The organism is Streptomyces tibetensis (assembly GCF_040647715.1).
Classification (GTDB): domain Bacteria; phylum Actinomycetota; class Actinomycetes; order Streptomycetales; family Streptomycetaceae; genus Streptomyces; species Streptomyces tibetensis_A.
Genome location: NZ_JBEZCR010000003.1, coordinates 120,950 through 135,875, shown reverse-complemented (window position 1 = coordinate 135,875; position 14,926 = coordinate 120,950). Strand labels below are relative to the sequence as shown.

Sequence of the window (14,926 nt, the reverse complement as noted above, 5' to 3'; positions counted from 1 at the left end):
CACGCGTGAAGCACTCCATGAACCAACAGACGCGACGCGGCCGGGGCCCCGCCCGCCGGATCGGCCGCACCCTCGCTTTCGTCCTGCCCGTCGTCCTGGTGCTCTCCGGGACCCTCGCGGTCACCCGAGTCAACTGGTCGGGGAACTCCACCGACCCGGTGCTCACCGCCGCGGACACCTCGGTGGGCACCCCGCGTGCCGCCAAGCGCGCGCCTCACGAGGTCCTGCGCGACAGGCTGCTGACCGAACTGCAGGAGGAGGACCCCGGCGTCGCCCTCGGCCACCTCCAGCAGGCTGTCAACGGCCGCCCGTCGCTGGCCAAGCACTGCGCGTCGATCGCCCGCGCGCTCGGCCAGGCAGCCGTCGCGGTCTACGGCCCGACCCGCGCCCAGTCGTACGCGCGGCCGGTCTGCGACACCGCCTTCGCCACCGGCGTCGCCGCCGCGCACAGCTGAGCCCACCGCCCTGCCACCGGGTGGGAAGTCCATAACGGCCGACGCCGGAACCATCGTCGGCCGCAGACCCCGGGCGGGACGCCACGTAGAGTTCGTGTCCATGAGCGATCCGAGCGCCGCGTCCCGCCCCGTTCAAGCCGTGGTTCTGGCCGGTGGCCAGGGCTCCCGGCTGCGCCCGTACACCGACGACCGGCCCAAGCCGATGGTCGAGATCCCCGGGACGGGAACGCCGATCATCGGCCATCAGCTGTCCTGGCTCGCCGACGAGGGCGTGACGGACGTCGTGGTCTCCTGCGGCCATCTCGCCGAGGTGCTGCAGAAGTGGCTGGAGACCGCCGAGTTGCCCCTCTCCGTCACGACGGTCGTCGAGCCGGAGCCGCTCGGGCGAGGGGGCGGCCTCAAGTACGCCGCGGCGCACCTTCCGCACCCCGACCAGCCCTGGTACGCGACGAACGGCGACATCTGGACGCGGTTCTCCCTGCGGGACATGGCCGATTTCCACACCGAGCGGGACGCCGTGGCGACCCTGGCACTGGCGCGGCCCCGGCTGCCGTGGGGCGCCGTGCGGACCGACGGCTTCGGGCGCATCACCGACTTCATCGAGGCACCGCCGTCGACCTTCGAGATCAACGCCGGTGTGTACGTCTTCTCCCCCGAGTTCGCCGGGCTGCTGCCGCACCGAGGGGACCACGAGCGGACGACGTTTCCCCACCTGGCCCGTGAGCGGCGGCTGGCCGGGTTCACGATCCCCCAGGGGGCGTACTGGCGGGCCATCGACACGGCCAAGGACCTGACCGAGGCGGCGAAGGAACTGGCGGCGCTGGGGCGTTAGCGGCGCTGGGGCCCGGCGTTGGGCGCATCCGGCCTACAGCGACTGTGGATGCGTGAAGGCTGCCCGTGTGGTCCAGGCGACGGCGGCGGCCGGTACGACGGAGATCAGCGCCATCCACGGGAGCACCTCCACCGGGAAGGTGCTCAGCAGCCCCCCGGCCAGGGCCCCTCCCCCGATGCCCAGGTTGAACGCCGAGACGTACCAGGAGGACGCGGCGTCGGGTGCGGTGGCTCCCAGGCGGAGGACGCCCGACTGCAACGTCACCGGCAGCGCGGCGAAGGCGACGCCCCACAGAGCCACGGCCGCCACGGCGAGTGGCTGCACGCGGATGCTCGCACCGAGCAGCACCAGCGAGCCGGCCAGCAGGGTGATGGTGCCGAGCAGGACGGTGTGCGGGCGACGGTCCGCCAGGACCCCGCCGAGCCACGTGCCCGGGAAGCCCGCCAGTCCGTACACCGCCAGGAGCATGCCGGTGGCGCCCTCGCTGAAGGCGGCGGCCTCGTGCGGGAGGGGCGTCACGTAGGTGTAGACGGTGAAGTGCCCGAGGACGAGCAGCGCGGTCGCCGTGACCATGCGTCGTAGGCCGGGCAGGCGAAGTGCGCCACCGAGTCCAGTCGACTGCGGCGGGGCGGGGCGTCGGGGAATGCCGGGCAAGAGCCACTGGGCGGCGGCGAGTGCCCCGAGACCGAGCGCCGCCACGGCGCAGAAGGCGCCGCGCCATCCGGCGACGCCGCCGAGGACCGTGCCCAGGGGGACACCCAGAACAAGGGCCGCCGAGTTCCCGGCGAAGACGGCAGCCGTTGTGCGGCCCGAGCGGCCGGGCGGGGCCAGCGCGGCGGCGTATCCCGCGACGATCGACCAGAACACACCGTGCGCCGTTCCGCACAGGAACCGGCCGATCGCCAGTAACGGGTAGCTCGCCGCGACTGCGGAGAGCATGGTGCCGAGCGAGAAGACCGCACTCACGGTCATGTAGAGGCGCTTGCGCGGCCAGCCGGCGGCCCAGTGAGTGAGCGGCGCCGCCGTCAGGCCCACGGTGAAGGCGTACACGGTGACCAGCAGCCCCACCCGTGATCGCTCGACTCCCAGATCGTCGCTGATCGGCGTCAGCAACCCGACCGGCAACAGTTCCGTGGTGACGACGACGAAAGTGGTGGTGGCGAGAACGAGCAGGCCCGCCCGGCGTCGGCGTGGCGACGTCAGGAGTGGACCGGCCCGATCCGTGAGGAGTGGTGCGCTCACGCCGACGTGGCGGGGAGCGCGGCGAGGAACTCTCGTACGTGGCGGAGCCAGGTCGCCCGGTCTGCGGGGCTCAGGATGTGTGCGGCACCGGGCAGTTCGACCAGCCGGGCGCCCGGGACGCCTTCCGCCAGACGGTACGAACTCTCGGGCAGCACCAGCCGGTCGCCGGTCGGCGCCACCACCAGGGTGGGGGCGGACACCTGCGCCAGATCGGCCCGGACGTCCACGCGGGAGACCAGGTCGAAGTGGTCCAGCATGCCGGGCGGCATCGCGGCCAGAGTCCGGGCGACCGGCTCCTCAAGGGCGGCCGGTTCGAGGCCCGCCAGGTCCGCCGGGGACATGCAGGACAGGAGGGCGAGCCGTGCCACGTCCTCCCACTGCCCGGCCGCTGCCAGGGACTTGATCAGCCGGGCGGCGAGTGCCAGGACGGGGTCGGCGGCGGCGAAGCCGGCGGTGAGGACGAGGGCCCGGACACGACCGGGGTGCCGGGTGGCGATCCGGACGGCCACGGCGCTGCCGAGGGACTCCCCGAGGACGGCGAACGTGTCCTGGCCGGCCGCGACGGCGGCCGCGACCAGGCGATCGGCGAGGTCGTCCAGACTCAGGGGTGCGACGGCGACGGCAGAGCCCCCGGCCCCGGGGTAGTGCGGACCGACGAGAGTGTGGTCCTGGGCGAGATCGTCGAGGACGAGGCCGAAGTTTCCTTCGATGCTGCCGCCTGCGCCATGTGCCAGCAGCAGCGCGGGGCCGCGCCCCTGCACGAGAACGTCGAGGTCAGAGGAGGGAAGCGCGTGATCAGTGGTCATGGCGCCGACGCTAAACTCCGACATCAATGTCAGAGTCAAGTCGCGGCTCGGAAGAGGGAAGCGGGAATGAGGCGAGCGGCATGCGCATGAAGGAGATGGTGCGGCGCACCGGCGTCCATGAGCGACTGCTGCGCTACTACGAACAGCAGGGGCTCCTGACGCCCGACAGGCTGCCCAGCGGCTACCGCGTCTACGGCGAGTCGGACGTCGAGACGGTACGCCGCATCCGCTGTCTGCTGGCGGCGGGCCTTCCGACCGCTCTGATCTCTCAGGTTCTGCCGTGCATCCGCGCCGACGACGACCGCCTCATGCCCACCTGTCCGGACCTGCTCGCCCGACTGCGCCGGGAGGGCGAGCGCATCACGCACGCTATCGAGGACCTCCAGACGTCCCGCGCGATCCTCGACTCCATCATCGCCGCCGCGCCCCCTGAGGACGCCGGGACACCGACGTCGTCCGCCTAGAGTGAGAAGGCCCCGCATCAGTGTGATGCGGGGTCTTCCCGGGTTCGGGTCGGGTGCTAGCCCAGCAGGCCGCCCACCAGGCCCGGGCGGCCCGTGGAGGAGGAACCTCCACTGCCCGAGCCGCCGGTCGAGCCCGAGCCGCCCGTCGTCGTGCCGCCGGACGTGGGGCCGGTCGTGGTGCTCGGCGCCTCGTTCTGCGGGGTGGACTGCTGGGGCGGTGCCTGGCCGGCCGTGCCCTGGGTCTGGCTGGGGGAACCGCCGGTGACCGTACCGGTGTCGCGGGTGGCGCCGGGCCGGGTCGTGGTGCCCGCGCTGGGGCTCGCCGAGCCGGCCGTGGCGCTCTGGGTGGGCGAGGAGGAAGCCGACGGGGTCTGCTTCTGCTTGCGCTTGCCGGGCTCGCCCGGGAGCGGGGAGCCGGGCAGCTCGTTGCGCGGGGCCTCGCCGGGGCCCGGGACGACGACCCGGTCGGCGTCCCGGACAGCGCCGCCGAGCAGCGACCCGACGAGCAGGGTGACGCCGGTGGCGATGGCGGTGACGAGGGCACCCCGGCGCAGCACGTAGCGGCGCAGGTCCCAGATGTCGGCGCGGGGGCCGAGCCGGCGCCAGGCACTGCCGGCCAGGCGGCCGTCGACCGAGTAGACGGGGGCGCCGGCGATGATCAGCGGGGACCAGGCGGCGAGGTAGATGATGTCGGGCGTCTCGTAGGCGGGCACGCTCTTCCAGCTGACCGTGACCAGCAGCGCCGCCGACAGCAGGGCGCCCAGGCAGGCGGCGACCCGCTGCCAGCAGCCCAGCACCGTCAGGACACCCACGATGACCTGCGCGAAGGCGATGACCAGGCCGGCCCCGACGGGGTGCTCGAGGGCGAACTGGCGCAGTGGCTCGGCGACTTCCCACGGGTGCAGGGTGTTGAGCCACTTGACCATGGAGCCGCGCTTGCCGCCCTCGAAGTAGACGGGGTCGCACAGCTTGCCCATGCCGGCGTAGACGGAGATGAAGCCGAGGAAGACGCGCAGCGGGAGCAGGACGACGCCGAGGTTCATCCGGCGCCCGGGGTAGTAGGCGTGCCGGGCCGGGTCGTCGCTGTGCCGCTTGCCCCGGCGTCCCGTGCCGTCCGCTTCGGTGCCGGACTCCTCGAACTCGCCGCCCCCGTAGGCGGGTTCGTCGTAGGCGCTGCCGACCGTACGCATGGGCGGCAGCAGCCGGGTGCCGTCGGCGGGATCGTGCGTGCGCTGCGGGCCGACGACCGGGGTCTCGACGGTCTGGGCGAGGTCGCCCTCGTAGCCGTCGCCCTCGTAGCCGTCGCCGCCGTAGCCCGCGCCCTGGTACCCGGGGCCGTCGTAGCCCGGGCCCGCGCGGGAGATGACCCGGGTGGCTCCGGTGTCGGAGGCGGCCTCGTCGGCGTGGCGGACGCTCTCGTGCCGGACGGCCTGCAGGAGCCGGTGCGCGCCGGTGTCGTCCGGGGCGGATCTGCCGCTCCAGACGACGGGCCGTCGGCGGGCGGTGGCCCCGTCCGCCCCGCTCCTCACCTGGGGGATGCGGGCGGTGTCCTCGGTGGCGGTCAGATGCCGTGCGACCCGGGGGGACTGGACGCGACGCGTCGAGACGCCCAACTGCACGCGGAAACTCGCGTGATTGACGATGACCTGCGCCGGGTCGCTCGGCACCTTCACCATGCTCAGCGCGGGAGCGTCGTCGAGTCCCGACGAGCGGTCCCCCGTGGGTGTGCGGGGTGTTCTGGTGTCCACACTCATCTAACCGAGTGACGTCGCGTTAGGACACTGCTTTGACCCGCCGGATCTGTCCGGACCCCGTCAAGCTTGCCCTCATCGCCCCGATGACACCGGAATTACCCCGTACGGGTGAAATCCCGGACGCTTGTTCAGCGGCGTCGGCGAGCCGCCTCGTACAGCACGATCCCCGCCGCCACACCGGCGTTGAGCGACTCGGCGCCACCCGGCATCGGGATCCGCACCCGGAAGTCGCAGGTCTCTCCGACCAGCCGGGACAGCCCCTTGCCCTCGCTGCCGACGACGATGACGACCGGGCCGTCCAGCGCCTCGAGGTCACCGAGCTCCGACTCGCCGTCGGCGGCCAGGCCGACGACCGCGATCCCGGCCTTCTTGTACGCCTCCAGGGCCCGGGTCAGATTGGTGGCGCGGGCGACGGGGGTGCGGGCCGCCGTACCGGCGGACGTCTTCCAGGCACCGGCCGTCATGCCGGCCGCGCGACGCTCGGGGACGACGACGCCGTGACCGCCGAAGGCGGAGACGGAGCGGACGACCGCGCCGAGGTTGCGCGGGTCGGTGACGCCGTCCAGGGCGACGATCAGCGGGTCCTCACCGTCGTCGTGGGCGGCGGCCACCAGGTCCTCGGGGTGCGCGTACTCGTACGGCGGGACCTGCAGGACCATGCCCTGGTGGTTGAGGCCGTTGGTCATCCGGTCCAGCTCGGGACGCGGGGCCTCCATGAGGTTGATGCCGCCGCGCTCGGCGGCGACCTGAAGGGCCTCGCGCACCCGCTCGTCGTTGTCGATGAACTGCTGGACGTAGAGGGTCGAGGCCGGGACGCCCTCGCGCAGCGCCTCCAGGACCGGGTTGCGTCCGACGACCAGCTCGGACGTGCCCTTGCCGCCGCGGCCGCGCACGGTGGGCCGGCGGACGGCCTGCTTCGCCTTGGCGTTGGCGACGCGGTTCTTCTTGTGTCCCTTGCGCATCTCGGCGGGCGGGGTGGGGCCCTTGCCTTCCAGGCCCCGGCGCCGCTGGCCGCCACTGCCGACCTGCGCGCCCTTCTTGCCGGACATGCGGCGGTTGTTGGCTGCCATGACCTACCTGTCTCTGCTGTCGCCGTGAGGCGGTGAAGTGCGTACGTCTGTGAAGTGTGCCGCCCGGAGGCCCGGGCGGCACAATCGATCTTCGGGCCGCGGCCGGGCTAACGCGGGCCGAGGCTCCAGCGCGGCCCCTGCGGGCTGTCCTCGATGACCAGGCCGGACTGGCTCAGCTGGTCGCGGATGGCGTCCGCGGTGGGCCAGTCCTTGCGGGCCCGGGCGGCCTCGCGCTGGTCGAGGACCATGCGGACCAGCGTGTCGACCACGCCGTGCAGGTCCTCGCCGCGGTCGCCCTCCCCGGCCCACTGGGGGTCCAGCGGGTCGAGCCCCAGCACGCCGAGCATCGCACGGACCTCGGCGAGCCGGGCCACGGCGGCTTCCTTGTCGTCGGCGGCCAGCGCGCTGTTGCCCTGCCGGACGGTGGTGTGCACCACGGCGAGGGCCTGCGGCACGCCCAGGTCGTCGTCCATGGCCTCGGCGAAGGCGAGCGGCACCTCGGCGGCGGGCTCGACGACGCCGGCCTTCTCCACCACGCGCTGCACGAAGCCCTCGATCCGCGCGAACGCCGACTCGGCCTCGCGCAGCGCCTCCTCGCTGTACTCGATCATCGAGCGGTAGTGCGGGGTGCCGAGGTAGTAGCGCAGCACGATGGGCCGCCAGCGCTTGACCATCTCGCTCACCAGGACCGAGTTGCCGAGCGACTTGGACATCTTCTCGCCGCTCATGGTGACCCAGGCGTTGTGCACCCAGTACCGGGCGAACTCGTCACCGTAGGCCTTGGCCTGGGCGATCTCGTTCTCGTGGTGCGGGAAGACCAGGTCCAGGCCGCCGCCGTGGATGTCGAAGGCGGTCCCGAGGTACTTGTGCGCCATCGCCGAGCACTCCAGGTGCCAGCCGGGCCGGCCGCGCCCCCAGGGCGTCTCCCAGTCGGGCTCGCCGGGCTTGGTGGCCTTCCACATGGCGAAGTCGCGCGGGTCGCGCTTGCCGGTGATGCCCTCCTCGGCGGGCTGCCGCATCTCGTCGAGGTCCTGCCGGGACAGCTCCAGGTAGGAGGGCCAGGAGCGGACGTCGAAGTAGACACTGCCGTCGGCCTCGTAGGCGTGCCCGCGCTCGATGAGGCCGCGCATCATCTCGACCATCTCGGTGATGTGGCCGGTGGCGCGCGGCTCGTAGGTGGGCGGCAGGCAACCGAGCACGGTGTAGCCGTCGTTGAAGGCCCGCTCGTTCTCGTAGCCGATGGCCCACCACGGGCGGTTCTGGTCGGCCGACTTGGCGATGATCTTGTCGTCGATGTCCGTCACGTTCCGCACGAACGTGACGTCGTAGCCGCGGTAGGCGAACCAGCGGCGCATGATGTCGAAGTTCAGCCCGGAGCGGATGTGCCCGATGTGCGGGGCGGCCTGCACGGTGGCACCACACAGGTAGATCGAGACGCAACCCGGCTGGAGCGGGGAGAAGTCACGGATCTGCCGGGCGCTGGTGTCGTACAGGCGAATAGTCACCCCTCCAGGGTAGTGGGCCCCGGGGGGTGCCTCAGGTACTTCACCTCGGGGCGTCCGGTTTCGTGACATTGACAACGGGGACGCCCCGGGTGCTCGCCTCTCAGCCGGCGCGTACGACCAGGGCCGTGGCCACCGCCATCAGCCCTTCCTCCCGGCCGGGGAAGCCCAGCCCGTCCGTCGTCGCGCCCGAGACCGACACCGGGGCCCCGGCCGCCTCCGACAGGAGCTTCTGGGCCTCGTCCCGGCGCTTGCCGATCTTCGGGCGGGGACCCACCACCTGGACGGCGATGTTGCCGATCCGGAAGCCGGCCTCGCGCACGATGCGCGCGGCCTCCGCCAGGAGGGTGACCCCGGAGGCGCCCGACCACTCGGGGCGGCCGGTGCCGAAGTGCCGCCCGAGGTCGCCGAGGCCGGCGGCGGAGAAGAGGGCGTTGCAGGCGGCGTGGGCGACGACGTCCGCGTCGGAGTGGCCGGCCAGGCCCGGGCCCTCGCCCTCCCACTTCAGGCCGGCGCACCACAGCTCACGGCCCTCCTCGAAGGCGTGGATGTCGGTGCCGATGCCCACTTGGGGCAGAACAGGCTGGTCAGAAGCCATCGTTGAGCCTCCTGCGGGCCAGGACCGCCTCCGCGAGGACCAGGTCCAGGGGACGGGTGACCTTGAAGGCCTCCTCGTGGCCGGGGACGGCCACGACCGTGAGGCCGAGCTGCTCGACCATGCCGGCGTCGTCGGTGACCTCGCCGGTCACCGACTCGTGCGCCCGGACCAGCGCGGCCCGGTCGAAGCCCTGCGGGGTCTGCACCGCGCGCAGCAGGGCACGCTCCGGTGTGGCGACGACCGGCTCCGGCTCGCCGGGGGTGCCGGCGGGCTCGACCTGCTTGACCGTGTCGGCGAGCGGCAGCGCCGGCACCACGGCCGGGGCGCCGTCCCGTACGGCCTCGATCACGGCGTCGACCGTGTCCACCGGCACCAGCGGCCGGGCCGCGTCGTGGACGAGCACGATGTCGTGGCCGGGCGGCAGCGCGTCGAGGCCCAGCTTCACGGACTCCTGGCGGGTCTGCCCGCCCGGGACGACGAGGAAGTCCGTGCGTTCGGGCAGGGCGTGCGCGTCGAGCAGCGACCTGACCTCGGCGGCGCCCTCGGGCGGGGCCACGACGACGACCAGGCCGACGGCGCGCGATGCGGCCATCGCGCGGACCGCGTGGATCAGCATGGGGGTACCGCCGAGCGCACGGAGCGCCTTGGGGGCGCCCGGGCCCAGCCGGACACCACGGCCGGCGGCCGGGATCACGGCCGCCGTTCGGGCTGCGGAGGGGCCGGTGGACGGCGAGGGGCGCGAATCGTCAGACATCGGTTCCTGTCAGGTTTGTGTGCCGGCCCGGCGTGGGTATGGCCTGGAGGAGTGCCGGGCGCGACGCGCTCGACCGGACCCTTCCGTGACGCTGGTCGAGCCGGCTGCCCGGGCCCGGCACCCCCGAACACCGGGGCGTGAGTGATAACACATCCCGGGGTGGCGGCGCATCGGCGCCGGAGTGCGAACATGCCGCAGCGCCCGGCGACAGGAATTTCGTCATCGGGCACCGCGGCATTTCGATGTGCAGGCGCGCGCTTGATCAGCTTCGACCAGCAGCCTTGATCAGCAGCTTCGATCGGCGCAGAGAGCACTGAGCGACGGGCTTCGCCTCAGGAGGCGAGTACCTCGTCGAGCAGAGCCTCGGCCTTGTCCTCGTTGGTGTTCTCCGCGAGGGCGAGCTCGCTCACCAGAATCTGGCGGGCCTTGGCGAGCATGCGCTTCTCACCGGCGGAGAGTCCGCGCTCGCGCTCACGACGCCACAGGTCACGCACGACTTCCGCGACCTTGATGACATCGCCCGAGGCGAGCTTCTCCAGGTTTGCCTTGTAACGACGGGACCAGTTCGTGGGCTCCTCGGCGTACGGTGCGCGCAGCACCTCGAAGACCCGGTCCAGCCCGTCCTGACCGACCACATCACGCACGCCGACGAACTCCGCATTGTCCGCTGGCACACGTACCGTCAGGTCGCCCTGGGCGACCTTCAGCACCAAGTAGGTCTTGTCCACGCCTTTGATCTGGCGAGTTTCGATGGCCTCGATCAGCGCGGCCCCGTGATGGGGATAGACCACGGTGTCGCCAACCTTGAACGTCATGTGACAGGTACCCCTTCCGTGGCTATCCAGGGTAACACGGAAACTGCGGGTTCTGAATGGCGTTTTCGCAGGTCAGGGCATATCTCGGGGCTTGACAACTCCGACAGGAACGTGCTTCGGACAGGGATCGGAAGAAGGTATTCGCAGGTGGGAGCGGCTCTTCGGGGCGAGCGAAACGCGTACGTTACACACATCCGGAGCATCCTCCGGAGGGGCGAACATCCCCAAATGTCCGGTTCCGTATGATCGACTTCCGCTACTCCGTTCGGCGGCCCGAGCCGGGTTCCGGTCGAATCCGAAATTGATCACGAGGTGCCACGACGGTCCGCCGGTGATCAATTCCGGTGCGGCCCGCGCATTCCTTCACGGAACATTTGCGGTGCCGCCCGGGTCTCTTATGTGAATGCCGGACGGACACAGGACCAATGTGACGCGGGCGTCACGTGAGACTCAGGTGGGATCAACGGTGCCGGGGGGTCGGGTGCGGCCGGACGAGCACGGCTCGGTAACCTAAGGCCCGCTGACAGACACTTAGAGCGGCTTTATCGGCCGCTCCGCTCGAGTCAAGGAGTTGCCGCCGCCGTGAGCAGCAGCCTTCGACGCGGCACCCTCGCCGCGGCCGCCATCGCGTTCTCGATCGCCTCGCTCGCCGCGTGCGGCGCCGGCAACGACGCCCAGACGCTGGAGATCAAGCCGGACAACGCGGCGACCAGCGTCGGTGACATCAAGGTCCAGAACGCGATCGTCATCACGCAGCCCGACCTCGAGTCGACCGGCCCCGCCGCGATCTCCGCGACCTTCTTCAACTCCGGCAGGACCGCCGAGACGCTGGAGTCCATCACCCTGCCCGGCACCGGCAAGACCGCCGAGCTCAAGCCCGCCAAGGGCGCAAGCCTCAGCATCCCGCCCGGCGGTTCGCTGGTCCTGGGCGGCAAGGACAACGCCACGGCGATGCTGCCGAGCAGCCGTGAGGCCGTGCAGGACGGCAACGCCCAGAAGGTCACCTTCACCTTCAGCAAGACGGGTGCCGTGAGCCTGCAGGCGTTCGTCGTCCCCGCCGAGCACTACTTCAAGGAGTGGGGCCCGAGCGAGGTGCCGGCCGCGCCGGGCGCCTCGTCGTCCCCGTCCGCTTCGCCGTCGGGCTCGCCGTCCGGTTCCCCCGCCGAGGGTGAGTCGGGCGCCCCCGCGGGCGGTGAGACGCCCGGTGGCCACCAGGCTTCCGGCACGCCGACCGACGCGGCCTCCGCGAGCGCCGAAGCCGGGCACTGAGCAGAGCGCGACACGAAGGGCGGGTCCTCTCCCGGGAGAGGACCCGCCCTTCGTGTCGTTCCTGTCGTTCGTGTCGCCGTCGTACGCGGCCGGTCTACGGCTCGAACTTGTAGCCGAGACCGCGAACCGTCACCAGGTAGCGCGGGGCACCCGGGTCCGGCTCGATCTTGGCGCGCAGGCGCTTGACGTGGACGTCGAGGGTCTTGGTGTCACCGACGTAGTCGGCGCCCCAGACGCGGTCGATGAGCTGCATGCGGGTCAGGACGCGGCCGGCGTTGCGCAGCAGCATCTCCAGCAGGTCGAACTCCTTGAGCGGCAGGTCGATCTTGGTGCCGCCGACGGTGACCACGTGCCGGTCGACGTCCATGCGGACCGGACCGGCCTCCAGGGCCGCCGGGGTGACCTCCTCGGGCTCGCCGCGGCGGCGCAGCACGGCACGGATCCGCGCGACCAGCTCGCGCGAGGAGAACGGCTTGGTGACGTAGTCGTCGGCTCCTATCTCCAGCCCGACGACCTTGTCGATCTCACTGTCCTTGGCGGTCACCATGATGACGGGGACGTTGGAGCGGCCGCGCAGCTGACGGCACACCTCGGTGCCCGGCAGGCCGGGCAGCATCAGGTCGAGGAGGACGAGGTCGGCGCCGTTGCGCTCGAACTCGTCGAGTCCGTCGGGCCCGGTGGTCGCGACGGCGACCTCGAAGCCCTCCTTGCGGAGCATGTACGACAGGGCGTCGGAGAAGGACTCCTCGTCCTCGACGACGAGCACTCGGGTCACGGAAGGACCTCCGGGGCGGGAAGCGTTTCGTACGCGTTCGATTCGGGGGATTGAGAGGTGGACCGCCCGGCCTCCTCGTCGAGGCCCGCGCCTCCTGCGCGTGTCTCTCGGGCGGGCTGATGTGCGCCGCGGGCCGCACCGGCCTCCGGCAGCCGCAGAGTGAAGGTGGAGCCCTGGCCTTCGGCGCTCCACACCGTGACCTCCCCGCCGTGCGAGGCGGCCACGTGCTTCACGATGGCCAGCCCGAGTCCGGTGCCGCCGGTGGCACGGGAGCGGGCCGGGTCGACGCGGTAGAAGCGCTCGAAGATGCGCTCCTTGTCCTTGTCGGAGATGCCGATGCCCTGGTCGGTGACGGCGATCTCGATGTGGTCCCCGCCGGGGGCGTTCACACTGCGGGCCGCGATGCCGACACGGGTGCGGGCGGGTGAGTAGTTGACGGCGTTCTCGACGAGGTTGCCGAGTGCCGCGGCGAGCTGACCGCGGTTTCCCCAGACGCGCAGGTCGGCGGTGCCTCCCGCGGCCATGGTGATCTGTTTGGTGCCGGCCTGGTGCCGGCAGCGGTCGATGGCCTCTGCGACCAGCTCGTCGACGCGGACCGGCTCGGCGTCCTCCAGCGGGTCGTCGTTCTGCACGCGCGAGAGGTCGATGAGCTCCTGCACCAGGCTGGTCAGCCGGGTGGCCTCGATCTGCATGCGCCCGGCGAACCGCTGGACGGCCTCGGGGTCGTCGGAGGCGTCCATCACGGCTTCGGAGAGCAGCGAGAGGGCTCCGACCGGCGTCTTCAGCTCGTGGCTCACGTTGGCGACGAAGTCGCGGCGGACCGCTTCGATGCGGCGGGCCTCGGTCAGGTCCTCCACGAGCAGCAGCACCAGCCGGGAACCGAGCGGCGCGACCCGCGCGGAGACGGCCAGGGCCTCTCCGCGTCCGGTGCCGCGCCGTGGCAGGTCCAGCTCGACCTGCCGTATCTCGCCGTCCCGCCGGGTGTCCCGGGCCATCTGCAGCATCGGCTCGACGGCGAGCTTGCCGCCGCGGACCAGGCCGAGGGCGTACGCCGCCGAGCTGGCCTTGACCACGGCGTCCGCCTCGTCGAGGACGACGGCGGAGGACCTGAGGACCGACAGGACCGTGTCCACGCCCGGCGGGAGCACCGCGTCGGTGTGCAGGGAGCTGCGGGTGGGGCGCTTCTGCTCGCGCTCGCTGAAGCGGAACGCCAGCATGGCGATGACACCGGTGAGTACCCCGGCGATCGCTGCCGCTGCGGCGACCGCCGCGTTCACGTCCATGCACCCAGGTTAGGCATGGCTCGGGCGCCCTCCACAGCCGTCGGGGTGCGAGCTCGAACACTCGTCGCCCAGAGTTCACCTTGGAGCCAGTGTTGGTTCATTTGGGATGCCGGAAACGGACGCGTACGGGGCGGAACGTGGGAGCGTGGGGTTCGGACCGCCGGTCATACGACGGTCGTACCGCCGGTCGTCCGGTGGGCCCCGGCCCTTGGACCCCCGACTGAGACGCACGAGAGGGAAAGCCTGATGCGGGACGCGTACCACGAGGAACTTGACTCGATCGGCGACAGCCTGGTGGAGATGGCCCGGCTGGTCGGGTCGGCGATCGGGCGCGCCACGACCGCCATGCTCGACTCCGACCTGAAGCTCGCCGAGAACGTCATCGAGGCCGACCAGCGGGTCGACGAGCTCCAGCACGAGCTGGAGGCCCGGGCCATAGCCCTGCTGGCGCGGCAGCAGCCGGTGGCGACGGACCTGCGCATCGTCGTCACGTCGCTGCGGATGTCGGCCGACCTGGAGCGCTCGGGCGACCTCGCCCAGCACGTGGCGAAGCTCGCGCGCCTGCGCTACCCGGACCGTGCGGTACCGAGCGACCTGCACGCCACCATCCTGGAGATGGGCCAGCTCGCGCAGCGCCTGATGGCGAAGGCCGCCGAGGTGATCATCACCAAGGACGTCGACCTGGCGCTCCAGCTGGAGCAGGACGACGACGAGATGGACCTGCTGCACCGCACGCTCTTCCAGCACCTGATGGACGACCGCTGGAAGCACGGCATCGAGACGGCCGTGGACGTCACGCTGCTCGGCCGCTATTACGAGCGGTTCGCCGACCACGCGGTGTCGGTCGCCAAGCGCGTGGTCTACCTGGTGACGGGCGAGCACGCGGACGAGCTCCAGGCGGACGTGCAGCCGGAGATCCAGGCGGCCCCGGGGGCGGAGAGCGCCTGACGGGTGCGGCCGGGGCGGGTCCGGGTGTCCGGTTGAGGCCGTCTGCGAGCGGGGGTCGGGGCCGACGGGGGCGCGGGGGCGCCTCAGTGCGCCGTTGATGCGCCCAGCGGGGCGGGCATCCAATGGGCACAGGCACCAGCCTCGAGGAGGGACCCATGGCCGAATCCCCCAGCACCACGCCCGACCCCGCCCGGCAGCGTGAGACCGAGCAGCCCGCCGAGATCAGGAGCCTGCCCCTGATCGCCGCGTGCGGCTGCGGCTCGGGCTGCGGCTGCGGGTGTCAGTCGGGCAGCCCCTGCCAGTGCGGCTGACGCCGACACTTCGTTCTCCGTACGACCTGTGGGGCCCCGGCGGTGTCG

16 protein-coding genes are annotated in these 14,926 nt (G+C 71.9%); 6 read left to right on the top strand and 10 right to left on the bottom strand.

Annotated elements, in window-relative coordinates; translation table 11 throughout:
- The first annotated feature begins 5 nt into the window (after positions 1-5).
- Together AB0B29_RS09235 and AB0B29_RS09230 are read left to right on the top strand one after the other, a co-directional pair.
- On the top strand, positions 6-455 hold the full coding sequence (locus AB0B29_RS09235; RefSeq protein ID WP_362236062.1) for a hypothetical protein: 450 nt from the start codon (positions 6-8) through the stop codon (positions 453-455).
- Between the two features lie 100 nt (positions 456-555).
- Positions 556-1,287, top strand: coding sequence for a nucleotidyltransferase family protein (locus AB0B29_RS09230; protein ID WP_362236059.1), 732 nt, complete (start codon positions 556-558; stop codon positions 1,285-1,287).
- A 33-nt stretch (positions 1,288-1,320) separates the two neighbouring features.
- Here the strand turns inward: AB0B29_RS09230 and AB0B29_RS09225 are convergent, their stop codons facing one another.
- Complete coding sequence (locus tag AB0B29_RS09225) at positions 1,321-2,529, bottom strand: MFS transporter (protein WP_362236056.1); 1,209 nt, start codon at positions 2,527-2,529, stop codon at positions 1,321-1,323.
- A complete protein-coding gene (locus AB0B29_RS09220; RefSeq protein ID WP_362236053.1) occupies positions 2,526-3,335 on the bottom strand; it encodes an alpha/beta fold hydrolase in 810 nt (269 codons plus the stop codon). The genes AB0B29_RS09225 and AB0B29_RS09220 overlap by 4 nt, the downstream gene beginning before the upstream one ends.
- Before the next feature lie 80 nt (positions 3,336-3,415).
- On the opposite strand from AB0B29_RS09220, the gene AB0B29_RS09215 reads away from it, so the two are divergent.
- On the top strand, positions 3,416-3,799 hold the full coding sequence (locus tag AB0B29_RS09215) for a MerR family transcriptional regulator (RefSeq protein WP_362236050.1): 384 nt from the start codon (positions 3,416-3,418) through the stop codon (positions 3,797-3,799).
- Between the two features lie 56 nt (positions 3,800-3,855).
- Here the strand turns inward: AB0B29_RS09215 and AB0B29_RS09210 are convergent, their stop codons facing one another.
- The 6 genes from AB0B29_RS09210 to AB0B29_RS09185 form a co-directional block, all read right to left on the bottom strand.
- Positions 3,856-5,553 (bottom strand): DoxX family protein, encoded by a 1,698-nt coding sequence (locus AB0B29_RS09210; protein ID WP_362236047.1) that lies wholly within the window; start codon positions 5,551-5,553, stop codon positions 3,856-3,858.
- Positions 5,554-5,681: 128 nt separating this feature from the next.
- The gene (gene rlmB, locus AB0B29_RS09205; protein ID WP_362236044.1) at positions 5,682-6,623 is read right to left on the bottom strand and encodes a 23S rRNA (guanosine(2251)-2'-O)-methyltransferase RlmB; all 942 of its coding nucleotides are present in this window, start codon (positions 6,621-6,623) and stop codon (positions 5,682-5,684) included.
- A gap of 107 nt (positions 6,624-6,730) precedes the next feature.
- Positions 6,731-8,128 carry a cysteine--tRNA ligase gene (gene cysS / locus AB0B29_RS09200; protein ID WP_362236041.1) on the bottom strand — a complete coding sequence of 466 codons (1,398 nt, stop codon included), beginning with the start codon at positions 8,126-8,128 and terminating at the stop codon, positions 6,731-6,733.
- A gap of 100 nt (positions 8,129-8,228) precedes the next feature.
- Positions 8,229-8,723 (bottom strand): 2-C-methyl-D-erythritol 2,4-cyclodiphosphate synthase, encoded by a 495-nt coding sequence (ispF, locus tag AB0B29_RS09195; protein WP_362236038.1) that lies wholly within the window; start codon positions 8,721-8,723, stop codon positions 8,229-8,231.
- Positions 8,713-9,477, bottom strand: coding sequence for a 2-C-methyl-D-erythritol 4-phosphate cytidylyltransferase (gene ispD, locus AB0B29_RS09190; RefSeq protein WP_362236035.1), 765 nt, complete (start codon positions 9,475-9,477; stop codon positions 8,713-8,715). The genes ispF and ispD overlap by 11 nt, the downstream gene beginning before the upstream one ends.
- Positions 9,478-9,809: 332 nt before the next feature.
- Positions 9,810-10,292, bottom strand: coding sequence for a CarD family transcriptional regulator (locus tag AB0B29_RS09185; RefSeq protein ID WP_003953493.1), 483 nt, complete (start codon positions 10,290-10,292; stop codon positions 9,810-9,812).
- A 582-nt stretch (positions 10,293-10,874) separates the two neighbouring features.
- On the opposite strand from AB0B29_RS09185, the gene AB0B29_RS09180 reads away from it, so the two are divergent.
- Entirely contained in the window at positions 10,875-11,561 is a 687-nt protein-coding gene (locus tag AB0B29_RS09180; RefSeq protein ID WP_362236032.1) for a DUF461 domain-containing protein, read from the top strand.
- Positions 11,562-11,655: 94 nt separating this feature from the next.
- On the opposite strand, the gene AB0B29_RS09175 is transcribed toward AB0B29_RS09180, so the two are convergent.
- Positions 11,656-12,336: a response regulator transcription factor gene (locus AB0B29_RS09175; RefSeq protein WP_030243122.1), complete on the bottom strand. Its 681-nt coding sequence runs from the start codon at positions 12,334-12,336 to the stop codon at positions 11,656-11,658.
- Positions 12,333-13,619, bottom strand: a complete 1,287-nt coding sequence (locus tag AB0B29_RS09170; RefSeq protein ID WP_362236029.1) for a sensor histidine kinase — start codon at positions 13,617-13,619, stop codon at positions 12,333-12,335. Before AB0B29_RS09170 ends, AB0B29_RS09175 begins: the two co-directional genes overlap by 4 nt.
- Positions 13,620-13,865: 246 nt before the next feature.
- Here AB0B29_RS09170 and phoU point away from each other — a divergent pair, with 246 nt between their 5' ends.
- Positions 13,866-14,567: a phosphate signaling complex protein PhoU gene (gene phoU, locus AB0B29_RS09165; protein ID WP_362236027.1), complete on the top strand. Its 702-nt coding sequence runs from the start codon at positions 13,866-13,868 to the stop codon at positions 14,565-14,567.
- A gap of 155 nt (positions 14,568-14,722) precedes the next feature.
- The gene (locus tag AB0B29_RS09160; protein WP_167345925.1) at positions 14,723-14,878 is read left to right on the top strand and encodes a hypothetical protein; all 156 of its coding nucleotides are present in this window, start codon (positions 14,723-14,725) and stop codon (positions 14,876-14,878) included.
- Positions 14,879-14,926 lie beyond the last annotated feature (48 nt).